This is a genomic window from Salmonella sp. SAL04213 (assembly GCF_046550535.1).
Taxonomy (GTDB): domain Bacteria; phylum Pseudomonadota; class Gammaproteobacteria; order Enterobacterales; family Enterobacteriaceae; genus Salmonella; species Salmonella enterica.
On record NZ_JBGDXS010000013.1, the window covers coordinates 30,872 to 47,851 of the forward strand.

The following is a 16,980-nucleotide window of genomic DNA, read 5'->3' on the forward strand; positions in this document are numbered from 1 at the left end:
ATTATCAGCGCGTCGCTTCTCTATGTAATCTTATGGGCCTACAATCCCCCCTAATAATTAAAAAGGGGTGTGAGTATGAGCAAATTTAAATTTAATGCCGTCATTGTTGGCTTGTTTTTGCTGTTAGGCGGCTGTTCCAGCGGAATGCAATCTAATAATGGCTCTTCATCCGACGTCGGCACCGCCTGGGGCGGCGACGTGCATTCATCGGTACAAAGCGTTTCGGTAGAACGTGCCGATCGAGAACCTGCCGAAATGGTGGTAATAAATTACTCCACTCAATATCCGTCAGGTTACGATAAAGTTTATAGTATACGTATCAGCGATCTTGAATATGCTGTGCGCGACGCTAATTTTAATTCGATTCCAATTACTCGTCGCTACAACGCATCAATGGGACAATGGCAATATAGTATTCCTGCAAGATCAGGGATGAACTATCAGTTATATATCCGTAATTACAGTCATGATACCAATTACGAAATCGTCGCAACGGTTGATGGCCTGGACGTGTTGAACGGAAAAGCAGGCTCGCTGAATCATCATGGCTATATTGTTAACGCCGGCGATTCACTGGCGATTAAAGGGTTTCGCAAAGATAAACACACTGAGGCGGCATTCCAGTTCGCCGACATAGCTGACGCTTATGCGGCCCACTCCGCGCAGGGCGATGTACGCAACATCGGCGTCATCGGCTTTGCCGCCTTTGCATTGCAGGGTAAAGCAACAAATACGCTACCGCCTTGTTCCTCGCAGGCTTTCCCGGCGGACAACAACGGGTATGCGCCGCCGCCCTGCCGCAAATAAACCCGGCATCAAACGTCAAATATGCGTTATGGGAATCAGCGCCTTTCCTGCCGAGTCTGGTGGGGAAGGACTGTGTGACGCGCATAGCCGTAGGTTGCGGGAAAGAAACGACCACTCTCTGGCAGGGAAATTGTTTACCATAAACATTAGGATTTGTTTACACTACCCTCAAGTGGAGCAATTGCTGTCTACATAGGTATGTGCATGGAACAAATTTTAACCAAGCGGCGCTATTTTGATATAGGGCTGCAAATAGAAGAACTACTCTATTCAGGGGTATTTAAAGCTGGCGAGCGACTTCCGGCGGAGAGAGAACTCAGCGAGCGTTTTCAAACCAGCCGCACGACGATTCGTGAGGCGATTATTATGCTTGAGCTGAAGGGAGTGGTAGAGGTTAAGCAAGGCGCAGGCACTTACTTTATTGATAGTCTGGAGAAAATCAATCAAAAAGCGCTCTTGCCTTACTCAGACATTGGCCCCTTTGAATTGCTACAGGCCCGGCAGGTCATCGAAAGCAACATCACCGGTTTTGCCGCTACGCAAATAAGATTTAATGAACTTAAGCAGCTTAAACGTATTATTGAGCAGCAGGAAAAGCAGATTGGCGGCGACAGCGACAAATTTGAAGAACTGGATCGCCAGTTCCACAATATCATCGCGGAATCCACGCAAAATCGTGTATTAATGAAACAATCTGCCGAGCTGTGGCGGGCTGTCAGGACCGAAAATCCGCGCTGGAAGCAGTTAAACTATAAGTATTTACATAAGAAAGAGTTAAGAATGAAATGGGTGGAAGATCACCGTAGTATCTTCCTTGCATTGCAAAAACGCGATGCTGAGCAGGCCAGACAGGCCTCGTGGACCCATCTTGAAAACAGTAAAAATGAGCTGGTAAAAATCTTCCAACAGGATGATTCGCTGGAAGATTTTGATGATTTTTTCTTCGCCACCTGACGGCTATTTTCAGGCGGATGACATTTTTGTCAGCGATTAACCGGGCCTGCCGCCAAAAACAAACCCGGAGAGAGGGAATCAGGCTTCGTAAACGCTCAGCTTATCCCAGTCAAACTCTACGCCAATGCCGTAGGTGTCCGGTGCCACGGCGCGATAATTGTCGACCACCAGCGGATGTTTGGTATATTGATCGATCGGGAAACTGTGAACCTCCAGTCAGCCAGTCTCGAATGCGGAAACCAGTCTGACGTGTAATTCCTGCATACCGAGCGAGCATACCAAACGACCGCCATTCGTCGACAGACGCGCCGCCTTCAACCAACCATTTTCCACAGCGGCAGTTTTTCACGTTTGCCTTTCAAATCCCAAAGGGCGATATCCACCGCAGACATCGCAAACGACGCGATGCCTCCGCAACCCATATAGTGAATATGCTATTCCATAAAGTCATAGATATCGTCAATCGCAGTGCCCTCTTTCCCTGACAGTACCGGGGCAAGATCGTGATCGATCATCGCTTTAATAGCATACCCTCCCTTTCCGCCGGTATAGGAATATCCGGTGCCAGTTGAACCGTCTTCCAGCGTAATCGTCGTGGTTACCAGTTCGAAATGGCTATTATGCCATGTTTCGCGTCAACTAAGACCTCGGCCAGAGGGGCTTTGAAAGCTTTGTTTCAACGTACCTAATCTGCGTCTTCATCAATTTTTTCCTGTGTTCAATCAATGGATTAATTTGCCAATTACGTCTAAAGGCGGCTTACTCCTCATCGCTTTAGCAGCGACCCGGATGATCAAAACCGTAACTGATGTTCTTAGGTTAACGTTGATGCTGATAATAAATTGAGTTCATTAATTCACTAGACAAATTATCAGGTTTGGTTTGCTGTGTTTCGGGTAATTATTGAACCAATCATGCGTGACATATACGCTCGCAGCGGGCGCGTTATTCAATAAGATATTGTTTTTCATGGGGTTTAATGATTGCGGGTTGTATGGGTGGTATGCCAATTCGTGGCCGATTTTTCTAATCAAAACCACGCTTTTGTGAATCGTAAAATTTATCCTGACAAGCGCGTTTTATAACTAATTGATAAATAAATTATTTTTATTCATTGTCTATTAGTCAGCATACCAGGGTAAAGAATCTGGTTCCGTGAGTGTGATCGTATTCACGGATTTTGGTATGGTGTTTAAGCAGAATTGGTAAACAAAACAGGAGTGGGAAAAATTCATGGACACCATAGCTCGCCAGTTAGACGCCGCAAGGCACCAATTCAAAACAACTTATCCACGTCAGGGGATGGAAGCCAACATCGTACATATTGGATTTGGCGCCTTTCACCGTGGTCATCAGGCTGTTTATAACGATCTCACGAATGAGATAACCGGCAACCGCTGGGGGATTTTTGAACTGAATCTGTTCGGCGATGCGGAGCTGGTGGATGCGCTAAATGCGCAACAGGGGCTGTTTTCAGTGGTGGAAACGTCAGCCAGCGCCATCAATAGTCGCCTGGTTCGTACCGTCACCGGCGCGTTGCATACGCCGAAGTCAGGTATTCAGGCGGCGATCGAGAAGCTGACTGAGCCGCAGGTAAAAATTGTTTCGTTGACGATAACGGAAAAAGGTTACTGCACCGATCCGCGGTCCAGAACGCTCGATCTCAGCCATCCGCTCATCAAACACGATCTTGCCGATCCTGAACATCCCCGGTCAGCACTCGGACTGATCGTCGAAGCGCTACGGATACGCCGCCAGCAAGGGCTTCCCCCGTTTAGTGTACTGTCGTGCGATAACATTCCGGAAAATGGTCATTTGACCAAAACGGCGATCGTTACGTTTGCCGATAATCTTGATCCGCAACTGGCGGCCTGGATAGCGAAGCATGTCACCTTTCCTGGCACCATGGTCGATCGCATCGTGCCGGCAATGACGCCAGAGCAATTTGACATGATTAAAGACCAGATCGGTTTTGCCGATCCCTGCGGCATCGTATGCGAGGATTTCCGTCAGTGGGTTATCGAAGATAATTTTGTTGCCGGTCGTCCTGACTGGGATAAAGCAGGGGCGATGTTCGTCTCGGACGTGCTTCCCTATGAAGAAATGAAACTTCGTATGCTGAATGGCAGCCATTCGTTTCTCGCCTATAACGGCAGCCTGGCTGGATATGAGTTTATCTATCAGTGCATGGAAGACGACGCTTTTAAAACCGCCGTACATCATTTAATGACGGAAGAGCAGGCAAAATCGCTGCGCCCGAATTTGGCGGTAGATGTACATCAATATGCGCAGTTGCTCATTGAGCGATTCAGCAACCCGAACATTAAACATAAGACCGGACAGATTGCGATGGACGGTTCTCAGAAGCTGCCTCAGCGGGCCGTCGATCCTTATCTGACGCTTCAGGCGCGCGGCGTTAAGGGCAGGGCGTTAGCGACGCTGATTGCGGGCTGGCTCCATTACGTCATTAATACCCTCTCTCAGGGGCAGAGTGTGGCCGACCCGCTCAATGATACCTTCAATGCGGCTATTAAAAATAAAAACACGCGATGGGAACAAGCGCTGTCTTTGCTGCAGATAAATAGCATCTTTGGAACGCTGGCCGGCGACAACGCAGACTTTTTAAACGACATTCAGCAGGCCTTTAACCATATTGAGTTACATGGCGTCACGGCCACCATTCACCGTTTATCTTCAAAGGGTTAAGTATGAAAACGCTTATCTGTAATAATCCGGGAAATATCGAATACATTGAAAGAGATATTCCTCATTTAAAAGACGATGAAGTACTGTTAAAAATTAAAGCGGTTGGTATTTGCGGCACCGATATCCATGCGTTTGCCGGTCGCCAGCCCTTTTTTGCCTATCCGCGCGTGCTGGGTCATGAAATTTGCGGCGTGGCTGAAATGTTAGGTAAATCGTGCAGCACGGCGAAGGTCGGCCAACGCTATAGCGTTATTCCCTGTATTCCTTGCGGCGCTTGCGCAGCCTGCCGGGAAGGAAAAACCAACTGCTGTGAGAACGTCTCGCTGTATGGTGTTCACCAGGACGGCGGCTTTAGCGAATATCTGGCCGTTCGTGAACAAAATCTGGTTGAACTGTCGGATAACCTCACCGACAGCGCGGGCGCGCTGGTTGAGTGTTTCGCCATCAGCGCCCATGCAGTACGCCGCGCTGACGTGAAGCCGCAGCAAAACATTGTGGTGGTCGGCGCCGGGCCGATTGGGCTGGCCGCCGCCGCGATAGCAAAAGCCAAAGGCGCTCGCGTCGCGGTAGCTGATATTGACGCCGAACGCCGTCGTCTGGTCGCCGAAAAGGTAGGCGTTGCAACGCTCGATCCGTCGTCAGACGACTATATTGATGCGCTGAAAGCCTGTTTCTCCGGTGAATTAGCCGGCACTGTGCTTGATGCCACCGGCAATAAATCCTCCATGAGCCGCGCTGTCGATCTGATTCGTCACGGCGGAAAAATCGTCTTCATCGGGCTGTATATCGGCGAGCTCGTCATTGACGATCCGACCTTCCATAAAAAAGAGACCACGCTATTGAGCAGCCGTAACGCGACGCGGGAAGACTTCGAATGTGTCATTGAGCTAATGGCTCAGGGCGCTATTAGCGAAACAATGATGAAAAACCAGGAATTCGATTTCTATACGTTCGGCAACCAGTACCAGAAGAACGTGGTAGAAAACAAAAAATTGGTTAAAGGCGTTATCAAATTTTAATAGCGGGATAGTTATGTCAACAATATTAGTCAAAGAAAATGAATTGAAAGCGCTGGCGTTTAATAAACTCACCCAGGCGGGTCTTGACGCGCAAACGGCGCAGCAGGTAGCCGACGTTTTGGTTCATGCCGATATTACCGGCGTTCACTCCCACGGCGTTATTCGCGTAGAGCACTATTGTACCCGCCTGAACGCAGGCGGGCTCAATCCAAAAGCAACATTCAGCATCGAACAGATTTCGCCTTCTGTCGCTATTCTGGACTCTGATGATGGAATGGGACACTGCGCGCTGATAAAGGCGACAGACCACGCTATTAGTCTGGCAAGAGAGACGGGGCTGGGCTTCGTCAGCGTCAAAAATACGTCCCACTGCGGCGCGCTCTCGTGGTTTATTGAGCAGGCGACAAGCCAGGGAATGGTGGCTATCGCCATGACGCAAACGGATACCTGCGTTGCGCCGTATGGCGGCGCGGAGCGCTTTCTGGGGACTAACCCAATCGCCTTCGGCTTCCCCGTTAAAGACAGCCATCCGATGATCGTCGATATGGCGACCAGCGCTATTGCGTTTGGTAAAATTCTGCACGCCAAAGAAACCGGGAAACCAATAGGTCATGGCCTGGCGCTGGATAAAGAGGGACATATCACTATCGATCCGCATAAAATTGAAAATCTGCTGCCCTTTGGCGGACACAAAGGTTCTGGTATTGCCCTGGCGATTGATGCACTCACGGGCGTCCTGATGGGGGCAAACTTTAGCAACCATATTGTTCGGATGTATGGCGACTATGACAAGATGCGCAAGTTAGCGAGTCTGGTTATCGTTATTGATCCGCAGATGTTGGGCAATCCGCTGTTTTCCTCAATAATGAGCACAATGGTCAATGAGCTAAGGGCTGTAAAACCGATGCCCGGTGTTGATAAAGTGCTGGCGCCAAACGATCCGCAAATCGCCTATAAAGAAAAATGTTTAAAAGAAGGTATTCCTGTGGCTGAGGGTATTTACCAGTACCTGATTGGCTGATAATTATAATCACGACCATTATTTAGGATAACTATAGTATGCTATATGGAAATATAGAGCAGCTTACTTTATTACCTTACGTTAACCACATTATTAAAAAACTTATCATCGAAGCGGTGAAGATAGCTGAAGACCAGCCTGCTGGTAGATATGAACTTTCTTTCCCGGAGTCATTTCTTATGATAAGCGAAGGAGAAACACACTCTTCGTTAAACCGCAAAGCTGAACTTCATAAAAAATATATCGATGTTCAGATTTTACTAAGCGGTTATGAGGAGATTGGCTATTCCAACAAAATTGATACCAGGATAAAGGAGCTTGAGCATCTTCCTGATGACATCATCTTTCCTGAATGTGTCGCTAATGAGCAGTTCGTTACATTAAATCCTGGCGATTTCGCGCTTTTTTATCCCAACCAGATCCACCGTCCGCTTTGTACGCGTGGTAAACCTGCGCCGGTTAAAAAAGCGATTGTGAAAATTCCGGCCACGGCATTTAGCGAGTCAAGCTTGCCCTGTCAGACGAAGGAATAAAGAAAGCGCCAAATGCAATTCAGGAAGAGACCTTCAAGTCATCCTGAATTGCAGCCAGAATGAATAAGGTGGCACTTTTCTGACTTCAGAGCCTTTTCGCGTTGAGGCTAATCGCGGAAAGGCTTTTTACGTTCTGTAAAAAGATGATGCGGGGTCTCCACGGTAAATAAGTGAAAATGATACAAATCGATTTTGATATTATTTTTTGTTCAACCTGAATAATATGGTCTTTTACACGAAAAGTGATTGGCGAGGTGTTATGAATCATATTTTTAAATTAGCATTTATTTTTATTATCAATATTATGTTTTTAATAAATGCTTCAGCAACAACGATGGACAAAGATAAATTTGTGGAAGCGAATGGTATCAAAATTCATTACGTTGAAGAGGGCGAGGGGCCTCCGCTGCTGTTGATTCACGGTGGTGGTCTGACGGCGAAAAGCTGGCAGGGATTAGCGAAAGAGGCATCTCGATATTTTCGCGTCATCATGCCGGACAGTCGTGGACATGGATTGACCAATAACCCGCAAGGAACGTTTAGCTATGATCTGATGGCGGAAGATATGGCGGCTTTTGTTAAAGCGCTGAAGCTGGAAAAACCGCTGGTAATGGGTTACAGCGATGGCGGCATGGTCGTTCTGAAGTTAACCAGCCGATACCCGGATCTAGCGCGCGCTGCTATCGTCGGCGGCGCAACGCATCGCTTTGCTACGGCCCATTACATGCAGGGGATGGAAATTTTTTATGGTAAAGGAATGCCTCAGGGGCAATTGACGGATCGCGATCTGGATAAAATGGCTTCGGATGCGCCCGGGATGGTTAAATTTTATCAGAACATGCATCATCCAGAGCAAAAAGACTACTGGCGCACGTTCCTCAAAGGTGTCTGGCCAATGTGGACAACGCCCACATCGCTGGCGGAAGAAGAGGTGAAAAAAATCCACATTCCTGTGCTATTACTGGACGGCGACCGGGATGAATTTTTCACCGTTGAAGAAGTTACCGAGCTGTACCGGCTGCTGCCTCAGGCGGAGATGACCCTCATTCCCGGTAGTGGTCACGCCATTTTCCTGACGCCAGGAAAAACACCGCTGTTTTACGCATTAGTGCTTGAGTTTTTACAGCGGCAAATCCCTAAGGCCTCTTAACTGGCCGCGATGGACGTATGAGCCTACTGATTTGCGCTGGATATATATTTTTTTCGGGCGTTGTCTACTGTACCTGGCTAAACTGACTTCAATAATGCGGTCTGTCAGAGTAAACTTTGAGCCGTAAACAAATTCAAACCCTTCCTCGTCGGGCCTAACGACGCGGGAGGGTTTTTTTATATTGACTAAGAAGAGGTTTTTGCCATGAGCACCTTAGGTCATCAGTACGATAACTCACTGGTTTCTAATGCGTTTGGTTTTTTACGTCTGCCAATGAACTTCCAGCCGTATGACAGCGATGCCGACTGGGTGATCACTGGCGTACCGTTTGATATGGCAACGTCCGGTCGCGCTGGCGGCCGTCATGGCCCGGCGGCGATCCGTCAGGTGTCGACCAACCTCGCCTGGGAACATCACCGTTTCCCGTGGAATTTTGACATGCGCGAGCGCCTGAACGTCGTGGACTGCGGCGATTTGGTGTATGCGTTTGGCGATGCCCGTGAAATGAGCGAAAAATTACAGGCGCACGCTGAAAAACTGCTGTCTGCAGGCAAGCGTATGCTCTCTTTCGGCGGCGACCACTTCGTCACGCTGCCGCTGCTGCGCGCCCACGCGAAACATTTTGGCAAAATGGCGCTGGTACATTTTGACGCGCATACCGATACCTACGCTAACGGCTGCGAATTCGATCACGGCACGATGTTCTACACCGCGCCGAAAGAAGGCCTGATCGATCCGCATCATTCGGTACAGATCGGTATTCGTACTGAGTTTGACAAAGACAATGGCTTTACCGTGCTGGATGCCTGCCAGGTCAACGATCGCGGCGTGGATGATATTCTCGCTCAGGTGAAACAGATCGTCGGCGATATGCCGGTCTATCTGACCTTTGATATCGACTGTCTGGACCCGGCGTTTGCGCCTGGTACCGGTACGCCGGTGATCGGCGGCCTGACCTCCGATCGCGCCATTAAACTGGTACGCGGTCTGAAAGATCTGAACATTGTCGGTATGGATGTAGTGGAAGTCGCGCCGGCTTACGATCAGTCGGAGATCACCGCTCTGGCGGCCGCGACGCTGGCATTAGAAATGCTCTATATCCAGGCGGCGAAGAAGGGCGAGTAAGTTGTTTTGCCGGATGGCACTGCGCTTATCCGGCCTACGCTTACCGGGCCTGTGTAGGCCGGATAAGGCGTTCACGCCGTCATCCGGCACTGTTCGGGGGTTATTTGATCCCGTCTGCGCTCATACGATCGCGCACATGCTGTGCGCGTGCGGCGGACGCCGGGTGATCGTCGAACATCGAGCTTTGACGACCCGCTTCCAGTTTTGCCAGTTTCTCAAAGCTGGTGGCGAGTCCTGCCGGACTGATACCGCGTTTGCGCAACAGATCGTAAGAATAATCATCCGCTTCGGACTCCTGACGCTGGGAGAACTGCGAGTTCACCAGTTTTTCGCCAAGATCGCCAAGCTGTGATTGCGACAGGCTGCCGACAACGCCCCCTGCCGATGCCGCCGCGACGCGCACTGCGTTAGTGCCCAGCGCGACCTGCATCCCTTTCTTTACATGACCCAGCGCGACATGGCCCATTTCATGACCGATCACGGCTTCAACTTCGTTGTCGGTCATCATATCCATTAGTCCGCTGTAGACGCGGATACAACCGTTCGCCATGGCAAACGCGTTGACGTCTTTCGTCTCGTAAACCTTATAGTTCACCGGCTGGCCGTTAATGTTATCCCCCAGCGCGGCGGCAATTTTTGCCAGTCGTTTAGTGTATTCGCTGCTCGCCGGCGCGATTTTCGCTTTGCTGTCGAGCTCTTGACAGGATTGATCGCTCAGCGCTTTTACCTGCGCATCGCTTAACGTATAGGCCTGAAAAGCTTCAGCGCCCGAAGAAAGCAGTCCATTAGAGTCCATATTCTGGCAACCGGTCAGCACCGTCGCCATGCCCAAAGCAAGCAGTAAAGCGCGAATTTTCATTTTTCTCTTCCATACGAATTAATATTATTTTGAAATGCGCCCGTTGCAGATGAATTAGCGCCTGGGTTAAGTATAAAGAAAAGCGTGGCAGGCAAGTTAGCTAATTGCGCAACATGCGAGCACGATCCGGAGATTTCTGAAGCGGTAAAAGGATGTTCCATGTACATGACGCGCGGCTTGGGGTAAATTGTTGGCAAATTTTCCGGCGTAGCCCAAAACGCGCTGTCGTCAAGTCGTTACGGGCATGGCCTTTCAACATCCGATCTGGAGTCAAAATGTCCTCACGTAAAGAGCTTGCCAATGCTATTCGTGCGCTGAGCATGGACGCAGTACAGAAAGCCAAATCCGGTCACCCGGGTGCCCCGATGGGTATGGCTGACATTGCCGAAGTCCTGTGGCGTGATTTCCTGAACCACAACCCGACCAACCCGTCCTGGGCCGACCGCGACCGCTTCGTGCTGTCCAATGGCCACGGCTCAATGCTGATTTACAGCCTGCTGCACCTCACCGGCTATGACCTGCCGATGTCCGAACTGCAGAATTTCCGTCAGCTACATTCAAAAACCCCTGGTCACCCGGAAGTGGGCTACACCGCTGGCGTTGAAACCACTACTGGCCCGCTGGGTCAGGGTATTGCCAACGCCGTCGGGATGGCGATTGCCGAGAAAACTCTGGCGGCGCAGTTTAACCGTCCTGGCCACGACATCGTTGACCACTTCACCTACGTCTTTATGGGCGACGGCTGCATGATGGAAGGCATTTCTCACGAAGTGTGCTCTCTGGCTGGTACTCTGAAACTGGGCAAACTGATCGCGTTCTATGATGACAACGGTATCTCTATCGATGGTCACGTTGAAGGCTGGTTCACCGATGACACCGCGAAACGTTTTGAAGCTTACGGCTGGCATGTTATCCGTGGCATTGACGGTCACGATGCCGACGCCATTAAACGCGCCACGGAAGAAGCTCGCGCCGTGACTGACAAACCGTCCCTGCTGATGTGCAAAACCATCATCGGTTTCGGTTCGCCGAACAAACAGGGTACCCACGATTCCCACGGCGCGCCGCTGGGCGACGCGGAAATCGCGCTGACCCGCGAACAGTTGGGCTGGAAATACGCGCCGTTCGAAATCCCGTCTGAAATCTACGCCCAGTGGGATGCGAAAGAAGCCGGCCAGGCGAAAGAATCCGCATGGAACGAGAAATTCGCGGCTTATGAGAAAGCCTTCCCGCAGGAAGCTGCTGAATTCACCCGTCGTATGAAAGGCGACATGCCGGCTGACTTCGATGCGAAAGCGAATGAGTTCATCGCTAAACTGCAGGCGAATCCATCCAAAATCGCCAGCCGTAAAGCGTCCCAGAATGCCATCGAAGCCTTCGGTCCGCTGTTGCCGGAATTCCTCGGCGGCTCCGCTGACCTGGCACCTTCTAACCTGACCCTGTGGTCCGGTTCGAAAGCGATTAACGAAGATGCCGCAGGTAACTACATTCATTACGGTGTGCGCGAATTCGGTATGACCGCTATCGCCAACGGTATCGCCCTGCACGGCGGTTTCCTGCCGTACACCTCCACCTTCCTGATGTTCGTCGAATATGCCCGTAACGCAGTGCGTATGGCAGCGTTGATGAAACAGCGTCAGGTGATGGTCTATACCCACGACTCCATCGGTCTGGGCGAAGATGGCCCGACGCACCAGCCGGTCGAGCAGGTGGCAAGCCTGCGCGTAACGCCGAACATGTCCACATGGCGTCCGTGCGACCAGGTGGAATCCGCGGTGGCGTGGAAATATGGCGTAGAGCGTCAGGATGGCCCAACCGCGCTGATCCTCTCCCGTCAGAACCTGGCGCAGCAGGAACGTACTGAAGAGCAACTGGCGAATATCGCCCGCGGTGGTTACGTACTGAAAGATTGTGCGGGCCAGCCGCAGATTATCTTCATTGCGACCGGTTCAGAGGTTGAGCTGGCGGTTGCCGCTTACGAAAAACTGACTGCCGAAGGCGTGAAGGCGCGCGTGGTTTCCATGCCGTCTACCGACGCATTCGACAAGCAGGATGCGGCTTACCGTGAATCCGTGCTGCCGAAGGACGTCTCTGCGCGTGTAGCGATTGAAGCGGGTATCGCTGACTACTGGTTCAAATACGTCGGCCTGAACGGCGCTATTGTCGGGATGACCACCTTCGGTGAATCCGCCCCGGCAGAGCTGTTGTTTGAAGAGTTTGGCTTCACGGTGGACAACGTGATCGCCAAAGCGAAAGCACTGCTGTAATCCTTAATACGGCATAAAACGGGTCGCTTCGGCGACCCGTTTTTATTTTTAGATACATTTATTTTTAGCTAACAAGGTTTTATTTGTGACTTTTATCACAATTTTGATATTTTGTTATTTATTGAATTTGCAATGAGAATCACAAAATGAAACTTGCTTTTTATTTTTATATCTATAACAGGTTGTTTTATAGATAAATTATAATCATGTCATTTTAAGCGCTCGCTTTTTCGCCTGGATTGATTTCATTTTGCCGCCCGCGTATTTTATTTTTAACGACAGGTTGTACCCTAAAAATAAAATAAGGATAGTTTATGCGGTTAATAGATTATTTTCCTGAAGCATCTATTACAATAAGACCATTGGCACAAAATTGGCAGGAAGCTGTTGATTTTTCCATGTCATCCCTTTTGGCTAATCGTTATATAAATGAAAATTATATTCAGGCTATCAAAGATTCAACAATCAGTAATGGTCCTTACTATATTCTGGCACCTGGTGTCGCGATGCCTCATGCTCGCCCCGAATGCGGCGCGTTAAAAACCGGGATGTCATTAACATTGCTCAGGCAGGATGTGCAGTTTACCGACGAGGATGACGGCATAAAATTATTAATCGGCCTGTCAGCAGCAGATTCAGATTCACATATTGGCGCTATCCAGGCGTTAAGCGAACTATTATGTGAAGAGGATGTTTTAGCGGCGTTATTAGCTGCGAAATCAGAAAAAGAGCTGGCGGATATTATAGCTCGCGCATAATTATTCTCTCCTTTACAGGATATTAATATGGAACACAAGTCTGCTCGTGCAAAGGTCCAGGCTTTTGGGGGCTTTTTGACCGCGATGGTCATTCCCAATATCGGCGCTTTTATTGCCTGGGGTTTTATCACTGCATTATTTATTCCAACCGGATGGATGCCAAATGAGCATTTCGCCAAAATTGTCGGCCCGATGATTACTTATTTACTGCCGGTGATGATTGGTTCTACCGGTGGACATCTGGTCGGTGGAAAGCGTGGCGCCGTGATGGGGGGAATTGGCACCATTGGCGTTATCATCGGCGCTGATATCCCCATGTTTCTTGGCTCAATGATTATGGGGCCTCTCGGCGGTCTGGTCATTAAATATATTGATCGGTTGCTGGAAAAGCGGATTCCCGCCGGTTTTGAGATGGTGATTAATAACTTCTCGCTGGGTATCGCCGGGATGATTTTGTGCCTGCTGGGTTTTGAAGTGATTGGTCCGGCGGTACTTATTGCCAATAACTTTGTGAAGGAGTGTATTGAATCATTGGTACATGCGGGCTATCTGCCGCTGCTGTCTTTAATCAATGAACCGGCAAAAATCCTCTTTTTGAACAATGCCATCGATCAGGGCGTTTATTATCCGTTGGGAATGCAACAGGCGTCGGAAACCGGAAAGTCTATTTTCTTTATGGTGGCCTCTAACCCGGGGCCTGGCTTAGGTTTGCTGCTTGCCTTTACGCTATTCGGCAAAGGAATGGCAAAGAAATCTGCGCCTGGCGCCATGATTATCCATTTCCTCGGTGGGATTCATGAGCTCTATTTCCCCTATGTGTTGATGAAGCCATTAACACTCATCGCCATGATTGCCGGCGGGATGAGCGGAACATGGGTGTTTAACCTGCTGGATGGCGGCTTGGTTGCAGGGCCAAGTCCGGGTTCAATTTTCGCTTACCTGGCGCTGACGCCGAAAGGTTCTTTCCTTGCTACGATTGCTGGCGTAACGGCGGGAACGGCAGTGACCTTTATTATCACCGCTTTCATTTTGAAAATGGAAAAAAGTAGCGAAGCCGACAGCGAAGATATTTTTAGCGATTCCGCTAAAGCGGTGAAAGCCATGAAGCAAGAAGGCAAATTTTCATATCGCGACGTGAAACGCATCGCCTTTGTCTGCGATGCGGGGATGGGCTCCAGCGCAATGGGCGCCACAACGTTCCGCCGACGTCTGGAAAAGGCGGGCCTGACTATCGACGTTAAACATTATGCTATCGAAAATGTACCGGATGATGCCGATATTATCGTTACCCACGCCAGCCTTGAAGGACGGGTTAAGCGAGTCAGCGATAAACCCTTAATACTTATTAAAAACTATATTGGCGATCCGTGCCTTGATGATTTATTTAACCATTTGACATCGAATTAATATTTCAGGTTTCTGGAGTAAATATGAAAACGAAAGTAGCTGCTATATATGGCAAGCGGGATGTCCGTATCCGTGAGTTTGAATTACCCGACATTACGGAGAATGAACTGCTCGTAAGCGTAATTTCCGACAGCGTATGTCTCTCTACCTGGAAAGCCGCTTTATTAGGTAGTGAACATAAACGAGTGCCAGATGACCTGGAAAATCATCCAGTCATTACGGGTCATGAATGTGCCGGAATTATCGTCGAAGTAGGAAAAAATCTGACTGATAAATATAAAAAAGGACAGCGTTTTGTTTTACAACCGGCGATGGGCCTGCCGAGCGGTTATTCTGCTGGCTACAGTTACGAATATTTTGGCGGTAACGCCACGTACATGATAATCCCGGAAGTAGCGATTAATCTGGGCTGTGTTTTACCGTATCATGGCTCATATTTTGCCGCGGCATCGCTGGCGGAACCGATGTGCTGCATTATTGGCGCTTATAACGCCAATTACCATACAACACCTTATGTTTATGAACATCGGATGGGAGTCAAACCCGGCGGTAATATCGCGCTCCTGGCCTGTGCCGGACCGATGGGCATTGGCGCGATTGATTATGCCATTAACGGCGGGATCCAGCCGGCGCGAGTTGTGGTGGTAGATATCGATGAAGCCCGCCTGGCGCAGGCGAAAAAACTGCTGCCGGTCAAACAGGCCGCCGAGAAAGGCATTGAGCTTATCTATGTGAATACCGCGGGCATGGTTGATCCTGCTGCGCAACTTCGGACATTAACCGATGGCGCAGGATTTGATGATGTCTTTGTTTATGCCGCCGTTCCGTCCGTCGTTGAAATGGCTGACGATCTTCTCGCCGAAGACGGTTGCCTGAATTTCTTTGCCGGGCCGACAGATAGCCAGTTCAAGGTGCCGTTTAATTTTTACAATGTGCATTACAACAGTACCCATGTCGTAGGGACATCCGGCGGCTCCACGGATGATATGAAAGAGGCTATTACGTTAAGCGCAACAGGACAGCTCCAACCTTCATTCATGGTGACGCATATTGGTGGGCTGGATGCAGTACCGGACACCGTACTCAACCTGCCGGATATTCCCGGCGGTAAGAAGCTTATCTATAACGGCGTCACCATGCCGCTGACGGCGATTACTGATTTCGCCGAAAAAGGAAAAACGGATCCGTTGTTCAGGGAGCTGGCGCGTCTGGTTGAAGAGACGCACGGCATCTGGAACGAAAAAGCGGAAAGATACCTGCTGGCGCAATTTGGCGTGGATATCGGGGAGGCGGCATGATGTCTCTGGCATGGCCGCTATTTCGCATTACGGAGCAGGCAGCACTGGCTGCCTGGCCGCAAACCGGATGCGGCGATAAGAATAGAATTGATGGGCTGGCTGTTACCGCGATGCGACAGGCATTGAATGATATCGCTATCCGTGGGCGGATCGTCATCGGCGAGGGGGAAATCGATCATGCGCCCATGCTGTGGATTGGCGAGGAGGTGGGTAACGGCGAGGGGCCGGAGGTGGATATCGCCGTCGATCCTATAGAAGGCACCCGAATGGTCGCCATGGGACAAAGTAATGCGCTGGCCGTCATGGCGTTTGCGCCCCGGGGCAGCTTGTTACATGCGCCCGATATGTATATGAAAAAGCTGGTTGTAAATCGGCAGGCGAAAGGCGTGATCAATCTGGCGTTATCGTTAACCGATAACCTGCGAAATGTCGCCAGGGCGCTAAATAAGCCGCTGGAGGATCTGCGTATGGTCACGTTAGATAAACCGCGGCTGAAACCGGCCATTACACAGGCGACGCAACTTGGGGTTAAGGTATTCGCTCTCCCCGATGGTGATGTGGCGGCCAGCGTCCTGACCTGTTTGCAGGATAACCCTTATGATCTGATGTATACCATTGGCGGCGCGCCTGAAGGCGTAATTTCCGCCTGTGCGGTAAAAGCGCTGGGCGGTGATATGCAGGCGGAACTGCTCGACTTTTGTGAAGCGAAAGGGGACAACGCTGACAACCGCCTGGTGGCGCAACAGGAGCGTCAACGCTGCGAAGAAATGGGCGTTGCGGTTAACCGCGTCTACTCCCTTGACGAGCTGGCTGCCGGTAATGACATTCTCTTTAGCGCGACGGGCGTTACGGGCGGCGATCTGGTTAACGGGATCCAACGGGTTGCGAACGGTGTGCGCACGCAAACTTTACTGATCGGTAGCGCAGATCGAACGTGTAATATTATAGACTCTCTGCATTCATGGTGACTTATCCCCGTCATTCTTCACGTTGCAAGTACGTTGGCGACGCGCGTTCACACCAGTCACTTACTCATGTAAGCTCCTGGTGGTTCTCTCTCTTGCCGCTTGTCTGCA

14 protein-coding genes and 1 pseudogene are annotated in these 16,980 nt (G+C 50.1%); 13 read left to right on the top strand and 2 right to left on the bottom strand.

Annotation, left to right across the window (positions count from 1 at the left end):
• Window positions 1-75 precede the first annotated feature (75 nt).
• Both ACLJPQ_RS20765 and ACLJPQ_RS20770 read left to right on the top strand, forming a co-directional pair.
• Window positions 76-807, top strand: coding sequence for a hypothetical protein (locus tag ACLJPQ_RS20765; RefSeq protein WP_000032795.1), 732 nt, complete (start codon window positions 76-78; stop codon window positions 805-807).
• Between the two features lie 153 nt (window positions 808-960).
• Window positions 961-1,761 (top strand): FadR/GntR family transcriptional regulator, encoded by an 801-nt coding sequence (locus tag ACLJPQ_RS20770; RefSeq protein WP_001576357.1) that lies wholly within the window; start codon window positions 961-963, stop codon window positions 1,759-1,761.
• 314 nt (window positions 1,762-2,075) lie between these two features.
• Here the strand turns inward: ACLJPQ_RS20770 and ACLJPQ_RS20775 are convergent.
• Window positions 2,076-2,366: pseudogene (locus ACLJPQ_RS20775) on the bottom strand (hypothetical protein).
• Between the two features lie 628 nt (window positions 2,367-2,994).
• Between ACLJPQ_RS20775 and ACLJPQ_RS20780 the strand changes: the two are divergent.
• The 6 genes from ACLJPQ_RS20780 (at window position 2,995) to speB (ending at window position 9,315) form a co-directional block, all read left to right on the top strand.
• Window positions 2,995-4,467, top strand: coding sequence for a mannitol dehydrogenase family protein (locus ACLJPQ_RS20780; RefSeq protein WP_061423669.1), 1,473 nt, complete (start codon window positions 2,995-2,997; stop codon window positions 4,465-4,467).
• 2 nt (window positions 4,468-4,469) lie between these two features.
• The gene (locus ACLJPQ_RS20785; RefSeq protein WP_000853913.1) at window positions 4,470-5,486 is read left to right on the top strand and encodes a zinc-binding alcohol dehydrogenase family protein; all 1,017 of its coding nucleotides are present in this window, start codon (window positions 4,470-4,472) and stop codon (window positions 5,484-5,486) included.
• Between the two features lie 13 nt (window positions 5,487-5,499).
• Entirely contained in the window at window positions 5,500-6,507 is a 1,008-nt protein-coding gene (locus ACLJPQ_RS20790) for an Ldh family oxidoreductase (RefSeq protein ID WP_080184788.1), read from the top strand.
• Between the two features lie 38 nt (window positions 6,508-6,545).
• Window positions 6,546-7,040 carry a YhcH/YjgK/YiaL family protein gene (locus ACLJPQ_RS20795; protein ID WP_000965537.1) on the top strand — a complete coding sequence of 165 codons (495 nt, stop codon included), beginning with the start codon at window positions 6,546-6,548 and terminating at the stop codon, window positions 7,038-7,040.
• 223 nt (window positions 7,041-7,263) lie between these two features.
• The gene (locus tag ACLJPQ_RS20800; protein WP_080184786.1) at window positions 7,264-8,190 is read left to right on the top strand and encodes an alpha/beta fold hydrolase; all 927 of its coding nucleotides are present in this window, start codon (window positions 7,264-7,266) and stop codon (window positions 8,188-8,190) included.
• 204 nt (window positions 8,191-8,394) lie between these two features.
• On the top strand, window positions 8,395-9,315 hold the full coding sequence (gene speB, locus ACLJPQ_RS20805; protein WP_000105550.1) for an agmatinase: 921 nt from the start codon (window positions 8,395-8,397) through the stop codon (window positions 9,313-9,315).
• A gap of 100 nt (window positions 9,316-9,415) precedes the next feature.
• Here speB and ACLJPQ_RS20810 read toward each other — a convergent pair whose 3' ends face one another.
• A complete protein-coding gene (locus ACLJPQ_RS20810) occupies window positions 9,416-10,174 on the bottom strand; it encodes a M48 family metallopeptidase (RefSeq protein WP_000701830.1) in 759 nt (252 codons plus the stop codon).
• 275 nt (window positions 10,175-10,449) lie between these two features.
• Here ACLJPQ_RS20810 and tkt point away from each other — a divergent pair, with 275 nt between their 5' ends.
• From tkt to glpX, 5 genes are all read left to right on the top strand, one after another.
• On the top strand, window positions 10,450-12,441 hold the full coding sequence (gene tkt / locus ACLJPQ_RS20815) for a transketolase (RefSeq protein WP_000098652.1): 1,992 nt from the start codon (window positions 10,450-10,452) through the stop codon (window positions 12,439-12,441).
• 314 nt (window positions 12,442-12,755) lie between these two features.
• Window positions 12,756-13,199, top strand: a complete 444-nt coding sequence (gene cmtB, locus ACLJPQ_RS20820; RefSeq protein ID WP_001518319.1) for a PTS mannitol transporter subunit IIA — start codon at window positions 12,756-12,758, stop codon at window positions 13,197-13,199.
• 27 nt (window positions 13,200-13,226) lie between these two features.
• A complete protein-coding gene (locus tag ACLJPQ_RS20825; RefSeq protein WP_000400410.1) occupies window positions 13,227-14,606 on the top strand; it encodes a PTS mannitol transporter subunit IICB in 1,380 nt (459 codons plus the stop codon).
• A 23-nt stretch (window positions 14,607-14,629) separates the two neighbouring features.
• A complete protein-coding gene (locus ACLJPQ_RS20830) occupies window positions 14,630-15,904 on the top strand; it encodes a zinc-binding dehydrogenase (protein WP_000853174.1) in 1,275 nt (424 codons plus the stop codon).
• Window positions 15,901-16,872, top strand: a complete 972-nt coding sequence (glpX, locus tag ACLJPQ_RS20835) for a class II fructose-bisphosphatase (protein WP_001519647.1) — start codon at window positions 15,901-15,903, stop codon at window positions 16,870-16,872. The genes ACLJPQ_RS20830 and glpX overlap by 4 nt, the downstream gene beginning before the upstream one ends.
• Window positions 16,873-16,980: the final 108 nt, after the last annotated feature.

Coding starts and splice junctions, on each gene's coding strand:
- ACLJPQ_RS20825 (WP_000400410.1), top strand. CDS start 13,227: ATGGAACACAAGTCTGCTCGTGCAAAGGTCCAGGCTTTTGGGGGCTTT.
- ACLJPQ_RS20780 (WP_061423669.1), top strand. CDS start 2,995: ATGGACACCATAGCTCGCCAGTTAGACGCCGCAAGGCACCAATTCAAA.
- ACLJPQ_RS20790 (WP_080184788.1), top strand. CDS start 5,500: ATGTCAACAATATTAGTCAAAGAAAATGAATTGAAAGCGCTGGCGTTT.
- cmtB (WP_001518319.1), top strand. CDS start 12,756: ATGCGGTTAATAGATTATTTTCCTGAAGCATCTATTACAATAAGACCA.
- ACLJPQ_RS20800 (WP_080184786.1), top strand. CDS start 7,264: ATGGTCTTTTACACGAAAAGTGATTGGCGAGGTGTTATGAATCATATT.
- ACLJPQ_RS20795 (WP_000965537.1), top strand. CDS start 6,546: ATGCTATATGGAAATATAGAGCAGCTTACTTTATTACCTTACGTTAAC.
- speB (WP_000105550.1), top strand. CDS start 8,395: ATGAGCACCTTAGGTCATCAGTACGATAACTCACTGGTTTCTAATGCG.
- ACLJPQ_RS20830 (WP_000853174.1), top strand. CDS start 14,630: ATGAAAACGAAAGTAGCTGCTATATATGGCAAGCGGGATGTCCGTATC.
- ACLJPQ_RS20785 (WP_000853913.1), top strand. CDS start 4,470: ATGAAAACGCTTATCTGTAATAATCCGGGAAATATCGAATACATTGAA.
- glpX (WP_001519647.1), top strand. CDS start 15,901: ATGATGTCTCTGGCATGGCCGCTATTTCGCATTACGGAGCAGGCAGCA.
- ACLJPQ_RS20765 (WP_000032795.1), top strand. CDS start 76: ATGAGCAAATTTAAATTTAATGCCGTCATTGTTGGCTTGTTTTTGCTG.
- ACLJPQ_RS20810 (WP_000701830.1), bottom strand. CDS start 10,174: ATGAAAATTCGCGCTTTACTGCTTGCTTTGGGCATGGCGACGGTGCTG.
- tkt (WP_000098652.1), top strand. CDS start 10,450: ATGTCCTCACGTAAAGAGCTTGCCAATGCTATTCGTGCGCTGAGCATG.